Origin of the sequence: Nocardia sp. NPDC059764 (assembly GCF_042732555.1) — a bacterium.
Taxonomy (GTDB): Bacteria; Actinomycetota; Actinomycetes; order Mycobacteriales; family Mycobacteriaceae; genus Nocardia.
Genome location: NZ_JBHWHH010000032.1, coordinates 25213 through 41456, shown reverse-complemented (window position 1 = coordinate 41456; position 16244 = coordinate 25213). Strand labels below are relative to the sequence as shown.

General features: G+C 70.0%; 17 protein-coding genes. 8 read left to right on the top strand and 9 right to left on the bottom strand.

Annotation, left to right across the window (positions count from 1 at the left end; genetic code table 11):
- Positions 1-87: 87 nt before the first annotated feature.
- The 3 genes from ACFV4K_RS09730 to pyrR form a co-directional block, all read right to left on the bottom strand.
- The gene (locus tag ACFV4K_RS09730) at positions 88-1380 is read right to left on the bottom strand and encodes a dihydroorotase (protein ID WP_379273553.1); all 1293 of its coding nucleotides are present in this window, start codon (positions 1378-1380) and stop codon (positions 88-90) included.
- 67 nt (positions 1381-1447) lie between these two features.
- Entirely contained in the window at positions 1448-2413 is a 966-nt protein-coding gene (locus ACFV4K_RS09725; protein ID WP_379273551.1) for an aspartate carbamoyltransferase catalytic subunit, read from the bottom strand.
- Entirely contained in the window at positions 2410-3048 is a 639-nt protein-coding gene (gene pyrR / locus ACFV4K_RS09720; protein ID WP_357083329.1) for a bifunctional pyr operon transcriptional regulator/uracil phosphoribosyltransferase PyrR, read from the bottom strand. The genes ACFV4K_RS09725 and pyrR overlap by 4 nt, the downstream gene beginning before the upstream one ends.
- Positions 3049-3345: 297 nt before the next feature.
- Between pyrR and ACFV4K_RS09715 the strand changes: the two genes are divergently transcribed.
- Positions 3346-4236, top strand: coding sequence for an alpha/beta fold hydrolase (locus tag ACFV4K_RS09715; RefSeq protein ID WP_379273549.1), 891 nt, complete (start codon positions 3346-3348; stop codon positions 4234-4236).
- Positions 4237-4245: 9 nt separating this feature from the next.
- On the opposite strand, the gene ACFV4K_RS09710 is transcribed toward ACFV4K_RS09715, so the two are convergent.
- The gene (locus ACFV4K_RS09710) at positions 4246-4839 is read right to left on the bottom strand and encodes a TetR/AcrR family transcriptional regulator (protein ID WP_379273548.1); all 594 of its coding nucleotides are present in this window, start codon (positions 4837-4839) and stop codon (positions 4246-4248) included.
- Between the two features lie 30 nt (positions 4840-4869).
- On the opposite strand from ACFV4K_RS09710, the gene ACFV4K_RS09705 reads away from it, so the two are divergent.
- The 3 genes from ACFV4K_RS09705 to ACFV4K_RS09695 all read left to right on the top strand — a co-directional run bounded on the left by ACFV4K_RS09705 (position 4870) and on the right by ACFV4K_RS09695 (position 6800).
- The gene (locus ACFV4K_RS09705; protein ID WP_379273546.1) at positions 4870-5829 is read left to right on the top strand and encodes an alpha/beta fold hydrolase; all 960 of its coding nucleotides are present in this window, start codon (positions 4870-4872) and stop codon (positions 5827-5829) included.
- 69 nt (positions 5830-5898) lie between these two features.
- A complete protein-coding gene (locus tag ACFV4K_RS09700) occupies positions 5899-6525 on the top strand; it encodes an alpha-ketoglutarate-dependent dioxygenase AlkB (protein ID WP_379273544.1) in 627 nt (208 codons plus the stop codon).
- On the top strand, positions 6522-6800 hold the full coding sequence (locus ACFV4K_RS09695; protein ID WP_379273542.1) for an aldo/keto reductase: 279 nt from the start codon (positions 6522-6524) through the stop codon (positions 6798-6800). Before ACFV4K_RS09700 ends, ACFV4K_RS09695 begins: the two co-directional genes overlap by 4 nt.
- A gap of 4 nt (positions 6801-6804) precedes the next feature.
- Here ACFV4K_RS09695 and ACFV4K_RS09690 read toward each other — a convergent pair whose 3' ends face one another.
- The 5 genes from ACFV4K_RS09690 to ACFV4K_RS09670 form a co-directional block, all read right to left on the bottom strand.
- Positions 6805-8037 (bottom strand): FAD-dependent oxidoreductase, encoded by a 1233-nt coding sequence (locus tag ACFV4K_RS09690; RefSeq protein WP_379273540.1) that lies wholly within the window; start codon positions 8035-8037, stop codon positions 6805-6807.
- Between the two features lie 78 nt (positions 8038-8115).
- Complete coding sequence (locus tag ACFV4K_RS09685; protein WP_379273538.1) at positions 8116-8679, bottom strand: DUF4334 domain-containing protein; 564 nt, start codon at positions 8677-8679, stop codon at positions 8116-8118.
- 144 nt (positions 8680-8823) lie between these two features.
- On the bottom strand, positions 8824-9801 hold the full coding sequence (locus tag ACFV4K_RS09680) for a TolB family protein (RefSeq protein WP_379273536.1): 978 nt from the start codon (positions 9799-9801) through the stop codon (positions 8824-8826).
- On the bottom strand, positions 9798-11084 hold the full coding sequence (locus tag ACFV4K_RS09675; protein ID WP_379273535.1) for an MFS transporter: 1287 nt from the start codon (positions 11082-11084) through the stop codon (positions 9798-9800). The genes ACFV4K_RS09680 and ACFV4K_RS09675 overlap by 4 nt, the downstream gene beginning before the upstream one ends.
- 111 nt (positions 11085-11195) lie before the next feature.
- Positions 11196-12041, bottom strand: a complete 846-nt coding sequence (locus ACFV4K_RS09670) for an alkaline phosphatase family protein (protein WP_379273533.1) — start codon at positions 12039-12041, stop codon at positions 11196-11198.
- 277 nt (positions 12042-12318) lie between these two features.
- Between ACFV4K_RS09670 and ACFV4K_RS09665 the strand changes: the two genes are divergently transcribed.
- The 4 genes from ACFV4K_RS09665 to ACFV4K_RS09650 are packed head-to-tail and all read left to right on the top strand — an operon-like array spanning position 12319 to position 16236.
- A complete protein-coding gene (locus tag ACFV4K_RS09665) occupies positions 12319-13338 on the top strand; it encodes a hypothetical protein (RefSeq protein WP_379273531.1) in 1020 nt (339 codons plus the stop codon).
- Between the two features lie 5 nt (positions 13339-13343).
- On the top strand, positions 13344-14324 hold the full coding sequence (locus tag ACFV4K_RS09660; protein WP_379273529.1) for a hypothetical protein: 981 nt from the start codon (positions 13344-13346) through the stop codon (positions 14322-14324).
- A 24-nt stretch (positions 14325-14348) separates the two neighbouring features.
- Positions 14349-15602: an adenylosuccinate synthetase gene (locus ACFV4K_RS09655; protein WP_379273528.1), complete on the top strand. Its 1254-nt coding sequence runs from the start codon at positions 14349-14351 to the stop codon at positions 15600-15602.
- A 10-nt stretch (positions 15603-15612) separates the two neighbouring features.
- Entirely contained in the window at positions 15613-16236 is a 624-nt protein-coding gene (locus tag ACFV4K_RS09650; RefSeq protein ID WP_379273526.1) for an NUDIX hydrolase, read from the top strand.
- The last annotated feature ends 8 nt before the right edge of the window (positions 16237-16244 follow it).

Here is a 16244-nt window from a genome sequence, read left to right as displayed (position 1 = left end):
GGCCTGCGTGGTTACGCAAGCAAGCGCTGGGTGGTGGAGCGGCGCCTCCGGCCCCTGATCGCTCATCCCGTGGTTCCCCACCCGCCGCTATCCGGCGACGATCCTGCCGTCCCGGGCGGTGAGCCGGCCGCGCAGGAAGGTGGCGGTCACCTTCGCGGGCAGGGTCATCGCCTGGAAGGGCGTGTTGCGGGCGATCGAGGCGAGTTCGTTCGCCTCCACCGTCCATTCGGCGGCCGGGTCGATCAGCACCAGGTTGGCGGGTTCGCCGACCGCGAGCGGCCGGCCCTGATCGTCCAGGCCCACGATCCGCGCCGGGTTCTCGCTCATGACCCGCGCGACACCGCGCCAGTCGAGCAGTCCGGGGTTGACCATGGTCTCCACGATGATCGACAGCGCCGTCTCCAGGCCCAGCATGCCGGGACGCGCGGCCGCGAACTCACAGCACTTGTCCTGGTCGGCGTGCGGGGCGTGGTCGGTGGCGACACAGTCGATGACGCCGTCGGCCAGGGCCTGCCGCAGCGCGGCCACGTCGGAGGATTCGCGCAGCGGCGGGTTCACCCGGTTCACCGCGTCGTAGGTCTCCAGCCGCGAGTCGTCGAGCAGCAGGTGGTGCGGGGTCACCTCGGCGGTGATCGAAATGCCCTGGGACTTGGCCCATTTCAGCAGTTCGACGGTGCCGGCGGTGGAGGCGTGGCAGATGTGCACGCGGGCTCCGGCGTCGCGGGCCAGCAGGGCGTCGCGGGCCACGATGGACTCCTCGGCGGCGCGCGGCCAGCCAGCCAGGCCCAGGCGGGAGGCGGTCGGGCCCTCGTGGGCGACGGCGCCCTTGGTCAGGCGCGGCTCCTCCGCGTGCTGGGCGATGAGCACGCCCAGGGAGTTCGCGTATTCGAGGGCGCGGCGCATGATCAGCGGGTCGTAGACGCAGTGGCCGTCGTCGGAGAACATACGCACCGCGCCGACGCCGGCGGCCATGGTGCCCATCTCGGCGAGCTGCTTGCCCTCGAGTCCGACGGTGACCGCGCCGACCGGGTGCACATCGACCAGGCCGACCTCCTGGCCGCGCTTCCACACGTGGTCGGTGATGACCGAGGTGTCGGCGACCGGGCTGGTGTTGGCCATGGCGAACACCGCGGTGTAGCCGCCCAGAGCGGCCGCAGCGGAACCGGATTCGATGGTCTCGGTGTCCTCGCGGCCCGGCTCGCGCAGGTGGGTGTGCAGGTCGATGAAGCCGGGAAGCAGGTACTGGCCCTTGCCGTCGACGATCTCGGCGTCCGGCGCGGACAGTCCCGCGCCGATCTCGCGGATCTCGCCGTCGGCGAGCAGCACGTCGACCGCGTCGCCCTCACCGTAGAGACGGACGTTCTGGATCAGGATGCTCATGCTGTCTCCTCTCCGCGCGATCGGGGGCCCTGCGTGGTTACGCGGGCCGCCTCCGGGCCTGACCCGATCACGCGACCACCTCGTCGGTTCCGACCAGCAGGCGGAACAGCACCGCCATGCGCATATGGACTCCGTTGTTGACCTGTTGCAGCACAGCCGCTTTCGGGGAATCGGCGACGGAGAAGCCGATCTCCATGCCGCGCAGCATGGGGCCGGGGTGCAGGACCACCGCGTGGTCGTCGAGCATCTTCATGCGGCGCTCGTTGAGGCCGTAGCGGATCGAGTACTCGCGCGCCGACGGGAAGAAGCCGCCGTTCATGCGCTCGGCCTGCACGCGCAGCATCATGACCGCGTCGGCGCCGGGCAGTTCGGCGTCGAGGGAGTCCGAGACCCGCACGGGCCAGGCCTCCACGCCGATCGGCAGCAGGGTGCGCGGCGAGACCAGCACGACCTCCGCGCCCAGGGTGCTGAGCAGGAAGGCGTTCGAGCGGGCGACCCGGCTGTGCAGGATGTCGCCGACCAGCACGATGCGCTTGCCCTCCAGGTCGCCGAGGCGCTGACGCAGGGTCAGCGCGTCCAGCAGCGCCTGGGTGGGGTGCTCGTGGGTGCCGTCACCGGCATTGATGATGGCCGGGCCGGGACCGACGTAACCGCTGGCGGCCTCGTCCATCTCGGCGAACCAGCGCGCGATCTGGTGCGCCGCGCCCGAGGCGGGGTGGCGCACGATGAGGGCGTCCGCGCCGGCGGCGTGCAGCGTCAGGGCGGTGTCGCGCAGCGACTCACCCTTGGAGACCGAGGAACTCGACGCGCTGACATTGATGACATCGGCGCTCATCCACTTGCCCGCGACCTCGAAGGACACCCGGGTGCGGGTGGAGTTCTCGAAGAACACGGTCATGACGGTGCGGCCGCGCAGCGTCGGGAGCTTCTTGACCTCGCGGCCCAGCAGCGCCTGTTCGAACCGCTCGGCCTCGTCGAGCAGGCCGTTGGCGGTCTCGCGGTCCAGGTCGGTGACCGAGAGCAGGTGCTTCACTGGGCGTCACCCTCCTGGCGCAGATACACGCCGTCGCGGCCGTCGTGCTCGCGCAGCAGCACCGAGATGTCCTCGGTGCGCGCGGTCGGCACGTTCTTGCCGACGTAGTCGGCGCGGATGGGAAGTTCGCGGTGGCCGCGGTCGATGAGCACGGCGAGCTGCACCGCGCGGGGGCGGCCCAGGTCGCGCAGGCCGTCGAGCGCCGAGCGCACGGTGCGGCCGGAGAACAGCACGTCGTCGACGAGCACGACGAGGGCGTCCTCGATGCCGCCCTCGGGCACGGAGGTGCGCTCGAGCGGACGGTGCGGCTTGGAGCGCAGGTCGTCGCGGTAGAGGGTGATGTCGAGGGAGCCGATCGCGGGGCGGACGCCGGAGAATTCCTCGATCCGGCCGGCCAGGCGATGGGCCAGAGTGGTTCCGCGGGTGGGGATTCCGATCAGCACCACGCGGGCAACCTGCGGATCACCGGAGTCCAGGGCGGTCTTCTCGATGATCTGGTGCGCCATGCGGGCGATGGTCCGGCCGACGTCGGAATCGGAGAGCAGCTCGCGTCCGGTCTCGACCCGGTCCGGGTCGTGCCGCTGCGAGAACTCGGCAGCGCTCGACTTGGCCGCCCGGTCTTCGGGCACAGCCATGCCGACCTCCTTCCCCGCCTCACGGGACGGTCCGTTAAAGGATGTCTTTCGGGCAGTGACCCTACCAGCGCGCGCATGCGCCTCCGACCCCGCACCCCCCGCGCGTCCACGGTCGGCGCACCGCCGCCGCACCCGCCGCGACCTGCTGGTACCCGGGTTCGCCGGGGTCACCGGCAAGTCCGCAGCAATACGGTCGTCCGGCCAGTGTGGCCGGGTTCACGCCGTCGTATCGCTCCCCCGTCTTAGCTACCGGCCGGTTGTCATACACCGTATATCGACGTGTGCGATGCTCGGGGAGTGAGCAATGACGCTGAATTCACCGAACCCGCCCGGATCAACTTCCGCGGGTACGGCGGCATCACCATCGCCGGAGACAGCTGGGGACCCCAGGACGGCCCACTGGTGGTATTCCTGCACGGCGGCGGGCAGACCCGCGGGTCCTGGAAGGATTCCGGACTAGCGCTGGCGAAAGCCGGTATGCACGCGGTGCTCCTGGACGCGCGCGGGCACGGCGACAGCGACTGGGATCCCGACGGCAACTACCGCCGCGAGGCCATGGTCGAGGACCTGATGACCGTGCTCGAGCAGCTCGGCGAGCCCGCCTTCATCGTCGGCGCGTCCATGGGCGGTCTGACCGGACTGATGGCCACCACCCATCCGCAGCGCGAGCGCATCACCGGCCTGGTCCTCGTCGACGTGGTGCCCCGCCCCGAACGCAAGGGCGTCGAGCGCGTCATCAACTTCCTGTCCAGCAATCCCGAGGGCTTCGCCAGCCTCGAGGAGGCCGCCGACGCCGTCGCCGCCTACCTCCCCCACCGCCGCCGCCCGCGCAATCCCGAAGGGCTGCAACGCAATCTGCGCCAGCGCGCCGACGGCCGCTGGTACTGGCACTGGGATCCGGCCATGATGGGCGGCCCGCGCGACGGGCGCGGCGAGGAGATCGACGTACACACCGAGGCCCTGGAGAACGCTGCCCGGCAGTTGTCGATTCCGGTGCTGCTGGTGCGCGGCGCGCTGTCCGACGTGGTCAGCGAGGAGGGCGTCGCGGCGTTCCGCGCCCTCACCCCGCAGGCCGAGTACACCGAGATCGGCACCGCCGCCCACACCGCGGCCAGCGACGCCAATGACGAATTCACCGACGCCGTCGTCGATTTCGTCCGCGCACACATCGAGACCCCGGGGCGCTGAGACCCCGAGCTAAGGCAGCACCCGGTCGAGCAGGCGGTCGATCAATTCGACCGCCCGCTCCCGGGTGCATCCGCCCGCGAGCACGCCCTGGGTGATGCCGGTAATCCCCCCGACGATAAGTTCGGCATCCAATTCCGCCGTATGCGAGCCGGATTCATCGCCCCGCTCGCGAACCAGCTGCTCGGTGATCGTGGTGATCAGATAGCGCGGGGGCCCCATCATCTCCTCCGAGCTGACAGTGTTCCCGGTCAGATTCGCCGCATGGAAGGCCGCGAACACCAGATTGTCCTGCTGCCGCTGGTCATCGAGTGGCAGCAGGCCCTCCGCGAAGGTCCGGATGATCTCGCGCGGCGCGGCCTCGGGCCCGAGCGCCACGAATTGCGCGGTGAACCGCAGCCCGAAGTCCGCCACCACCGCGGTGTGCGTCGCGAGCATGAGGTCCCGCTTGGTGCCGAAGTAGTACTGGATCAGGCGCACCGAGATCCCGGCCTCGGCCGCCACCGCCTGGAAGGTGGCGGCATCCAGCCCACCGGTGGCAATGACAGTCCTTGCGGCGGAGGTGATTTCCCGCCGCCGCTGCTCGTGGTCGACCAAACGCGGCATCTGACCAGCTCTTTCGTGACGTCCTGAGGGGTGAAGGTTTTGATGGTACGCCCATACCATTTTTATGGTACGGTCATATCATCAACGATGATGAACGGGGAGGCACACATGGCCAAGATCGGGCGATTCAGAAACGCGCAGGCGAAGCGCGACTTCCTGCACGCCTACGACGAGGCGGCCGCGCGATGGGCGGTCCCGGCGACCGATATCGATGTCGAAACCCCTTTCGGCACAACACGAGTGCGCAAATCCGGCAGCGGCGAGGGAGCACCGATCGTGCTGCTGCCCGGCATCGGGGGCAACGGCATGGTGTGGCACCGGTTCATCGAAGATCTGTCACGGGACCACGTGGTGTACACGCCGGACGTCATGGGCTGGGCCGGTCGATGCGAACAGACCGCGCCGCTGCGCGACGCGGAGGACATCGCGAACTGGATGGTCGCGGTGCTCGACGGTCTCGGTGAGGATCGCGTGCATATCGCCGGAAATTCCTACGGCGCTTGGCTCGCGGGCGTGGTCGCGGTCTACCACTCCGATCGCCTCGCCAGTCTCACCATGTTCGAGCCCAGCGGAGCAACCTTCGCAAAGCCGAGTTGGGGACTGCTGTTCAAATTCCTGAAGGCGGGCCTGCGCCAGACCCCGGAAGGCCTGCGGAAGCTGAACAAGTGGCTGATGCCCGGATACGAGCTCGACGACAGAGAAATGGCCGTAGCCATGGCGATATTGAAGTTCCGATCGGGTGTGCCGTGGGACCGGCCGTTCACCGACGAACAACTGACCGCCATCACCGCGCCGAGCCTGATTCTCTTCGGCGCCGACACCGTCGTCAGCGACCCGGTGCACGGCACCGCCCGGGCACACGAGTTCATCCCGACCGTTGAGGTCGAGTCCTATCCGGGCATCGGCCACGATCTCCTCTGGACCAATCCGGACCAGGTGATCCCGCGCTTCCTCGGATTCGTGGAGCAGCACGATCAGGTGCGCGCCTGATCGATGCCGTGGCACGCGAAGTTCCGCGACACTCGAACGCCTGTTCGAGGTTGTGGTAACTTCGTGCGCATGTCGATGCCATGGCAGGGATCTCTCCTCGACGGGTTCGGGGAGGTCGGGCTCGGTGCGCTGACGGGGGTTCGGCGCACCGAGCTCGGGGACGGGGCGTGGGTGGATGTGCTGCCGGGGTGGTTGAGCGGGGCGGACGAGGTGTTCGAGCGGCTGGTGAGCGGGGTGCCGTGGCGGGCGGATCGGCGGGCCATGTACGACCGGATGGTGGACGTGCCTCGGCTGCTGTCGTTCTACGACGAAGCGCGCGAACTACCCGACCCCATCCTCACCGAGGCGCGAAACACGCTGAGCGCGTACTACTTCCGGGAACTCGGTGAACCGTTCACCACGGCGGGCCTGTGCTACTACCGCGACGGGGACGACAGCGTCGCCTGGCACGGGGACACCATCGGGCGCGGGGCCACCGACGACACCATGGTGGCGATCGTGTCGGTGGGTGCGGCGCGGTCGCTGCTGCTGCGCCCGCGCGGCGGCGGGGCCAGTGTGCGCTACGCGCTCGGGCACGGGGATCTCATCGTGATGGGCGGGTCCTGTCAACGCACCTGGGAGCACGCGGTGCCCAAGACGCGGCGGCCGGTGGGGCCGCGCATCAGCATTCAGTTCCGCCCACGCGGCGTCCGGTGACGAGGGTCCGGACGCCGCGCGGGAATGAATGCCCCACGACCCCGGTCGCCGGGGGCGCGCAGGCCGCGGCGGGCGGTGTCCTCGCCGAGGTCGGGGCCGCGACCGCGCAGGTATCGATCGCCTGGCTGCTGCACCGCTCCCGCACGGTGCTGCCGATCCCGGGCACCACCTCGGTCGCGCATCTCGAGGAGAATGTGGGCGCCGGGTCGGTGTCGCTGTCGGAGGATCAGTTCGCCCGGCTGTCGGCTATCGCGGAGACGGCCATGTCGGGCTGACGGATCACGCGCGGCGGGCGAAGTCCGGGACCGGTTCGGGGACGACGCCGCGGGCCACCAGGAAGACCGGGAGGCTGCGCAGGACCGGGATATGGCGGAAGATCCGCAGCGGCAAGGGTGTTCGCGGGAGGTCGGCGACAGTCAACCGGCCCGTCACCGCGGGCCGCACGACGCGGGCGTGGGCCAGGCGCTGCATGCCCTGGACGACGGCGGTCGGCAGCAGGCGGCGGCGTTGCACGTGGGCCAGGTCGGCGGTGGTGACGGTGTGCGACAGCAGTTTCGGGGCGAGGATGCGGGCGGCGGCCACGGCGTCCTGGACCGCCAGGTTGATGCCGACCCCGCCGACCGGCGACATGGCGTGGGCGGCGTCGCCGAGACAGAGCAGGCCGTCGGTGTACCAGCGGTCGAGCCGATCGAGTTTGACGTCGAGGAGTTTCACCTCGTCCCAGTCGCGGACGGCGTCGGCGCGGTCGGCCAGCCACGGCACGACTTCGGTGAGGCCGCGCATGATCTCGCCGACCGGCTTCTCGGCCCGCAGGTGGGCGTCACTGCCTTTCGCGATGAGGGTCGCGCTCTGCCAGTACTCGCCGCGATCGACCAGGACGGCCACCCGGTCGGCGCTGACCACCGGGATCAGGCCGGCGGGATCGGTGTCATGGCGCGGGATCCGGAACCACCAGGTGTCGAACGGCGTCGCCCACCGGCGCACGCCGAGACCGGCGGCCGCGCGCAGCACCGAGCCGCGGCCGTCGGCGGCCACGGTGAGGTCGGCGTGGATCTCGCCGGTCGCGCCGTCCGCGGTGCGGTAGCGGACGCCGGTCACCGTTCCGCCGGTGCGCAGCAGGTCGACGGCCTCGGTCCGCATGCGCAACCGGAAGGTCGGTTCGTTGTCGCCGACGCGGGCGAGCAGGTCGAGGAGATCCCACTGCGGCACCATGGCGATGTACTTGTGCCTGCCCGGGATGTGGTCCAGGCGCCCCAGCGGCACCATCCGCCCGCCGATCGGGGTCTGGATCGAGGTGAGTCGCCGCTGCGGCAGTTTCGCGAAATCCTCGCGCAGGCCGAGGGCGTCGATCAGGTCCAGGGTGGTGGGGTGCACGGTGTCGCCACGGAAGTCGCGCAGGAAATCGCCGTGTTTCTCCAGCACGGTGACCTCGACGCCCGCCCGGGCCAGCATCAGCCCCAGGAACATGCCCGCCGGTCCCCCACCGGCGATGAGACAGGTCGTGCGTTCCATCGGGACCTCCCGAACCGAAGACGCCGTCACCGTCGATGGTAGGGCGAGTCCGGCTCGAGCACAGCCGCTCCGCCGCGGCTAGCGGTCGCGGTACAGGACGAAGAAGTACGGTTCGTCGAGTCCGCGCATGTCCATGACACCGAGCAGGGTGTCCGCGTCGACGCGGCGGAAGACGTCGATGATCGGCAGGTGGTCGTAGATCATTGCGGCGCTGGACTTTCCGCGGAACTCGAGATTCCGCAGCCGGGCCTTCGGGGTCGCCGTCCGCAGCATCGGCCGCAGCACGCCGAGGGAGCGGCGCACCGGGGACAGGGCCGTCACCGACACCTTGCCCGCCAGGAACAGCGGCACCCGGCGCGGGTCGACCGGGAAGATCTCGCCGTCGGGCGCCCGGAACAGCAGCGGCTGGACGCTGTCGGCATTGTCGAACTGCTTTCCGTACCAGCCTGTTTCGACCAGCATGCCGTCCCACGGATGGCCGGTGCCCACTTCCGCGCCACGCCAGCGGCCGGTGGTGATCTCGTCGACGGCCACCGCCGGCAGGGTGTCGAACAGCTCCCAGGCCTGGGCCGCGGTGGCCGCGCCCGCCCTCAGGGTCTCCAGGCGCGCGGCACCGTCGGTCGCCGAGTCGGCGGTAGCCATCATGATCTCCTTGGTGAGAGTGGACGACAGGATTTCTCTCACCCTAACGGCGGCCCCGGTGGTGACCGGTAGAGCTCCAGTGACATTCTGACGACCGGATTGGCCGAATATGTCGATATCGGTTCCCGCGGGGCGGCCGGCCGTTCAGCCCAGGGCCGCCGGGGATTCGGCGTGCGGAACGAGCAGCCGTGGACTGCCCGAACCGTCGGCCGGGACCGCCCAGATATCGGCGTCGTCACCGCCGCGCGAGATCGCGTAGCCGATGGTATTCGGGTCCAGCCACGCCGCCTGGTCGTCCACGCTGCGGGTTTCGGCCAGCGGGGTGCGCACGCCCGAGGCCGGGTCCAGCACCGAGAGCCGCCAGCCCTTCGCGGGGTCGCCGTCGATCGCCGACTTGAACGCGATCCGCTTGCCGTCCGCCGACAGCGACGGGCATTCCACGTCCTGCGCGATGGTGCGGACGGTCTTCGCCGCCATATCGCCCCGCACGAGGTAGCGGCGGCCGTCGGTGGACATGGTGGCGTAGAAGGTGTTGTCGTCCGCGGCGAAGGTGATGCCCCAGAAGTTGAGATCGGCGGCGGTGTAGGGGCGGCCGTCGACCACGACCGACAGGAACTCCAGAGAATCGATCATGGCGCCGGTCGTCAGGTCGACCAGTCCGGCGCGGGTGGAGAAGCGGCCGTTGTTGTAGGAGTCGCCCGCCACGAACACCGTCCAGGCCGCCATCCGGCCGTCGCCCGACAGCCGGGTGCGATTGGGCACGCCGACCAGCGGGATCTCCCGCGTCACGGTCAGATCGGTGTCCAGGATGGCGGCCTGGAAGGTGGCCAGCGGGCCGTCGGGCCGCAGGCAGATCGCGGTCCCGGCCGCCGCGGCGACCCGCAGGCATTCGAGTTTCGACACCGAGCGCGCCGCGCCCGGATCGGCGGCGGACACCATCGCCACATGGCCCTTGCTCTCGGCCGCGGTGCTGCGGAACAAGATTCGGGGCCCGGGCGCGATGTTCAGCGCCTCGTAGGCGGTGGCGGGCTGCGCGCGCGTCCCGGTGACGACGCCGTAGCCGACGGCGACCGCGGCCAGGACGACCGCCCCGAGCAGGGCCAGCACCATGCGCCGGTTCACGCGTGCGCCTCCGCGGTCTCGGTGACGTCCTCGGCGGTCCCGGCGGCCTGGACGCCGCGCAGCAGCACGGCGATCACGACCACGGCGACCGCCACCAGGCCCGCGGCGACGCGGCTCGCGTTCTCTGGTCCCCACCAGCTCCAGGCCAGTCCGAACAGCACCGACGACACCAGGTACGACAGCGCCTGCCCGGTCTGGATCAGCGCGATCCCGGTGGTGCGCAAGGCTTTCGGCAGCACCGGACCGGCCAGCGCCATCAGCACGCCGTCGGTCGCGGCGTAGAACAGGCCGTAGAGCGCCAGCACCACCACCAGCAGCGCGGTCCCGCCGAACGGCCCGAACAGCAGCAGGTACATCAGCACCAGCGCGGTGTAGCCGCCGAGCACCACGGTCAGGCGGCCGATCCTGTCGGCGAGCATGCCCAGCGGGGTGGCCAGCACCAGATACGACAGGTTGGTACCGACCGCCAGTAGCGGAAACCAGCTGACGCTCAAGTGTTCCCGCTGCTGCAGCAGCAGGTAGACGAAGCCGTCACCGATGGTCACCAGTCCGGCCAGGCAGGCCGCGGCCACCAGCCGACGCACCGGGGCGAGCCGGATCAGCCCGCCCAGCGCGCGCGGCGACACCGCGCCCTCGGCGGGTTGCTCGTCGCGGTAGTCGCGGACGAACAGCACCAGGATCAGGACGCCGAACGCGGCGATGCAGAAGCTGGCGACGAAGACCGCGTCGTAGGCCTGCGCGGTGGCGGCGAGGATGCCGATCGCGACCAGGGGTCCGGCGAACGCGCCGATGGTGTCCATCATCCGGTGCACGCCGAACGCGCGGCCGTAGAGCCGCGGCGGGGTGGACAGCGTGATCAGGGCATCGCGGGGGGCGGTGCGCAGGCCCTTGCCGGTGCGGTCGACGGCGATGACCGCGCCGATCGCGCCGACGGCGCTGCCCGCGGCCAGCATGCCGAGTTTCGCGACCGCCGACAGGCCGTAGCCCAGGCCGGCGACGAACTTGCGGCGGCGGGTGAGGTCGGCGACGTAGCCGCCGACCAGTCGCAGCAACGCGGTCGCGCCGGTGTAGGTGCCGTCGACGACGCCGTACGCGGCGGGGCTCAGATGCAGTCCGACGACCAGGTACACCGGCAGCACGGCGGTCATCATCTCCGAGGAGATGTCGGTGACCAGGCTGACGGCGCCGAGCGCGAACACATTGCCGCTCAACAGGAAGAACGCCTTGCGGCGCGACGGTGTCGCGTCGTCGCCCCCGGAATGCGGGCGGTCGATCGTGGACATGTACATGGGAGTACTACCTCAGGGGTCGCGGGGAAGCCGCTCGGGACACATCGTCGGGTCCGCGAGCGGGGTCATTTCAGCTGCCGATCGGCCCGGTTGCCCGGTGAACGGTCAGTTCCACACGTTGGTGATCTCCGCCGCGGGGTTCAGGTGGGTCAGGCCGTAGGCGCTCTCGATGGTGCTGAGCACGTTGTAGTGGTTGATCTGGTTGGAGAAGCTGCCGACCTGGGTGTGCGCGCCCACGAAGGTGGTGAAGATGTGGTTGGACGAACCGCCGTTGTCCTCGTCGAAGGTGACGATGAGCAGGCTGTTGTGGGTCTTGGCCCACTGCGCGTAGGCGTCCATCTTGTTCTTCAGCCACGTGTCACCGGTGCCGATCGAGCAGTCGTGCATGTCGTTGCACATGTCGGGGGCGACGTAGGAGACCGTCGGCAGGGTGGAGAAGTCGGTCGGGAAGGTGCTGAACCGCGTGTTCGCGCTGGCCGGCACGTTGCTGAAGTTCGGGACCGCGTTGTGCTTGCGACGGTAGGTGCCGCTCGAGCAACCGGTGTAGCCGTCCGACGGCATGGCCTCGGAGTAGCTCTTGTAGCTCTTGCCGGCGGTGAGCAGCTGGTTGGCGATGTTGTTGCCACTGTAGGTGTGCGGGCAGCTGTCGTCGGTGACGCCCTGGGTGGAGCCGGAGAACATGGCGAGGTAGTTGGGCTCGCTCGGGTGGGTGACGCCGTAGGACTGGGTGAATTTCGCGCCCTGCCCGGCCAGGCTGTTGAAGTACGGCGCGCTGGAGCTGCCGTTGATCTGCGAGTACGAATGGTTCTCGAACATCACCAGCACGATGTGGTCGAACACCGGAACGCTGCCCGCCGCAGCGGCTTCCGACGAATTGACGACGGCGGACGTCGCCATACCGATGAACGCGGCGGCCGACATGACGGCGGCAGCGATGCGCTTCCTGAACACAGATCCTCCTGAAGGACTCGAGCGGGCCCCGGCAGCACCGCCAGGGCCGCGCAATATTAAGAACCGCCATGCGCCGGAACGACGAATGCTCTGCGGCCATCCGATGTGGGGAAAGTGAACAAATCGCATGGCCACTTTCCGCTGACTCGGACCGAGTCCCCCTGCCGCAGCACGAGTTTCGAAGCAGCAAACCCGCGACCACCAGCGTTTTTGTCGAATCTACAAAAAGTTGACGGAATCGCTGGCGCTCCACGTTTTAGTCATCTAGCCTAAAACCATGACGACAGCGCGAGAGACCGCGGAGACCATCCGGGCGGCTCGGCGGCCCGAAGACCTCTTCGGTTCCGCCGCAACGGATTCCACGAGCAGACAGGCGGCACGACGGCGATACCACCGGCTGGCCGCACTGGTCCACCCCGACCGGGTCGAGGCCGTCGACACGGCGGCCGCGGGCGCAGCCTTCGCCCGGCTGTCGGAGCTGTACCAGCGGTGGCTGGACCTGGACCAAGCCGCCTTCGAGGTGACCGGGGCGCGCGGGCGGCATCCCGTCGGGGCGCTGCACGCGGCCGGATCCATCGCCGACGTGTACCGCTCCGGCTCGGATCGGGTGGTGAAGATCCCGCGCCGCGCGGCCGCCAACCGGTTGCTGGCCGGTGAGCGAAACGCCTTGCGCGACATCGCGACCGTGGCCGCCGAACACGAATGGCTGCGACCGTACTTCCCCGAACTCGTCGACACCGTCGACCATCTCGACTCGGGTACCGGCGAACAGCGCACGGTCAATGTGCTGGCCGGCCTGACCGACGGGTTCGTGACGATGGAGGAGGTCCGCGCCGCCTATCCGGACGGGCTCGACCCGCGCGACTACGCGTGGATGCACCGGCGGCTGCTGCGCTGCCTCGCCGGGGCGCAGCTGGCGGGCTGGGTGCACACCGCGATCAGTCCCGCCAATGTGCTGGTGCATCCGCGACTGCACGGAATCGTGCTGGTGGGCTGGTCATTCGCGACCCGGCCGGGCAATCCCGCGGCGGCCACGCTGAAGTCGCTGGACTATCCGCCCGAGATCCGCGACGCGGTCTCCCCCGCCACCGACGTCCACCTCGCGCATCGCCTCATGCTCACCATGCTCGGCGACCGCGCACCCGCCCCGATGCGCGCGTACGCCACCGGGTGCCTGCAAGCCGATCCCGGACTGCGGCCCGACGCCGCGGACCTGCTCGGCGAATTCGACGATCTGCTCGACCGGCTCTACGGGAAGCGCCGCTTCCGGCCCTTCGAGCTCACGAAAGGTAAGTGATAGCAATGGGTTACGGAAGCTGGGACGACAGCGCCTACGACGCGGCGCGGACCTTCCGCGCGGCCGAGGGACTCGACGACTTCGGCTACACCGCCGACATGCGGTCCACGCCGTGGGAGCAGTGGAAGGCGCACCCCACCCTGGATCCGTTCGGCGTGGGCATGCGCGAATCGCGCGACTCCGACGACCACGGCAACTCGCTGCCCATCGCGGTGCTGTTCGACGTCACCGGGTCCATGGGCCGGGTGCCGCGGGTCATGCAGGAGAAGCTGGCCAAACTGCACGGACTGTTGCAGCGCAAGGGCTATGCCGACGATCCGCAGATCCTGTTCGGGGCCATCGGCGACGCCGACAGCGACCGGGTGCCGCTGCAGGTCGGGCAGTTCGAATCCGACAACCGCATGGACGAGCAGCTGCGGCTGATCCTCCTCGAAGGCGGCGGCGGTGGGCAGAAGTCCGAAAGCTACGAGCTGGCCGCGTATTTCATCGCCCGCCACACCGTCACCGACGCGTGGGAGAAGCGCGGACGCAAGGGCTACCTGTTCATCGTCGGCGACGAGCTGAACAAGAAGCGGCTGCCCGCACGGCACATCCAGGCCGTCATCGGCGACGACGTGCGCAGCGACATCGCGGTCGACTCCGTCTACCGGGAGCTGGCCGACCGGTGGAACGTGCACTACATCCTGCCCAATCAGTCCAGCTACTACCGGGATCCGGAGATCGCCGAGCACTGGCAGGGGCTGCTGGGCGAGCGGTTCCTGCGGCTCGAGGATCCGGCCGCGGTGTGCGAGCTCATCGCGCTGACCATCGGGATCGGCGAGGACCGCGTCGATCTGGGGGCCGGGCTGGCCGACCTGCGCGATATCGGGTCGACCAGTGAGGCCGATGCGGTCGGCAAGGCGCTCGCGCCGCTGGGCGGGGCCCGCCGGGGCCGCAGCGTGGGCGCGCTGCCCGCCGCCACCGGGACCGACGACGTCGATCTCTGATCACGAAAGAGAAAGGGACAGCTCATGTTCGGCGACCGTCACCTCATCGTGGTGGACCTCGGCTTCGGTGACGCCGGGAAAGGGGCCACCGTCGACTGGCTGTGCTCACCGCGGGCCGGGCTCGACGTGGCCGCGGTGGTGCGGTTCAACGGCGGGGCGCAGGCCGCCCACAATGTGGTCGCCGACGGCCGCCACCACACCTTCCGGCAGTTCGGGTCCGGCACCCTGTCCGGGGTGCCGACCCTGCTGTCGCGGCACATGCTCGTCGAGCCGCTGGCCCTGGCGGCCGAGGCCCGCGAACTCGCCGCGCTGGGGGTCGCCGATCCGCTGTCCCTGCTCTACGTCGACGAACGCGCCCTGCTCACCACGCCGATCCACGGGGCCGCCAACCGCTGCCGGGAGGATACGAGGGGTACCGCCCGGCACGGTTCGTGCGGCATCGGCATCGGGGAGACCGCGAGCTACGCCCTCGACCACGACGCGCCGCGGGTCGCCGACTGCGCGCGACCGGATGTGCTGCGGCGCAAGCTGATCGCACTCGAGGAGCACTACGCGCCGCTGCTCGCCGGGGGACGGCACCGCTACGACCCGATCGACGATCTGGTCGCGGCGTACACCGCCTTCGCCGACGCGGTGGCCGTCCTGCCCGGCGAACAGCTCGCGGGGTTCGCGCGCAGCGGGCGGCTGGTGTTCGAGGGGGCGCAGGGCGTGCTGCTCGACGAATGGCGCGGGACCCACCCGTACACGACCTGGTCGACCGTGGAACCCCGCAATGCGCGGGACATGCTGGCGCGCATCGGGACTCCGGGCTACGTGCTCGGCGTGACCCGGGCCTACATGACCCGGCACGGGACCGGGCCGTTCCCGACCGAGGACCCCGCGCTCTCGATTCCCGAGCCGCACAATGGAACCGGCGTCTACCAGGGCGCGTTCCGGCGCGGGCACCTCGATCCGCTGCTGCTGCGCTACGCGATCGACGCCTGCGGCGGGATCCACGGACTGGCCGTCAACCACCTCGACGCGGTCGGCGACATCCGCACCGCCACCGGATATCTCACCGCGGACGGGTGCGTCGACCGGCTCGACTGCGGGGTCTGGCAGGACCTGGACCACCAGCAGGGGCTCAGCGACCTGCTCAGCGCCGCCACTCCGGCCCTGGCCGACCTGCCCGGCGACGTCCCCGGCTACCTGGAGGCCGAACTCGGCGCGCCGGTGGTGCTCACCGCCCACGGCCCGGATCGAGCCGATCGCACGGTCCGGATCACCGCTCAGGCATGATTGTCCATTTGTGGAGCAACAATCCGCGGTATCCATCGACGTGATCGCCCTGCGCTACGGGCCCGACGACCCCACCGCCACGCTCGGCATCGCCGCGCGGCGCTGGGAACCGTTCGCCGGGGAACTCGCGCTGCCGGGCGTGCTGCTCGGCCTCGGCGAACGCCTCGCCGATGCCGCCCACCGCGCGGTGCACACCAAACTCGGGGTGCCCGAGGGCGCCATCCTCGCCGTCGGACAGGTCGCCACCTTCGACGAACCCCACCGCGACCCACGCGGACCGACCCTGTCCATCGCCATGTGGGCGGTCGTCGGCGCGCACGAATCCGACACCGCGACCTGGGTGCCTTTCGACGCGGTCCCGCCGCTGGCGTTCGACCACAACCAGATCGTCGCCGCCGCCCGGGAACGGCTGGCCGACATGCTGTGGAAGGACCTGACATTCACCCGCGCCCTCACCGGCGACCAGTTCACCGCCACCCGCGCGGTCGGCCTCACCACCGCCCTGCACGGCGCCAAACCCGACCCGGGCAACTTGAACCGGACCCTCGCCGCGCTGCCCGGGCTGTCCCGCACCGGCGAACGCGTCCGTGTGAAAGCCACCGGCCGCCCGGCCGCGGTGTGGTCCTTCGCCTGAACGCCGTG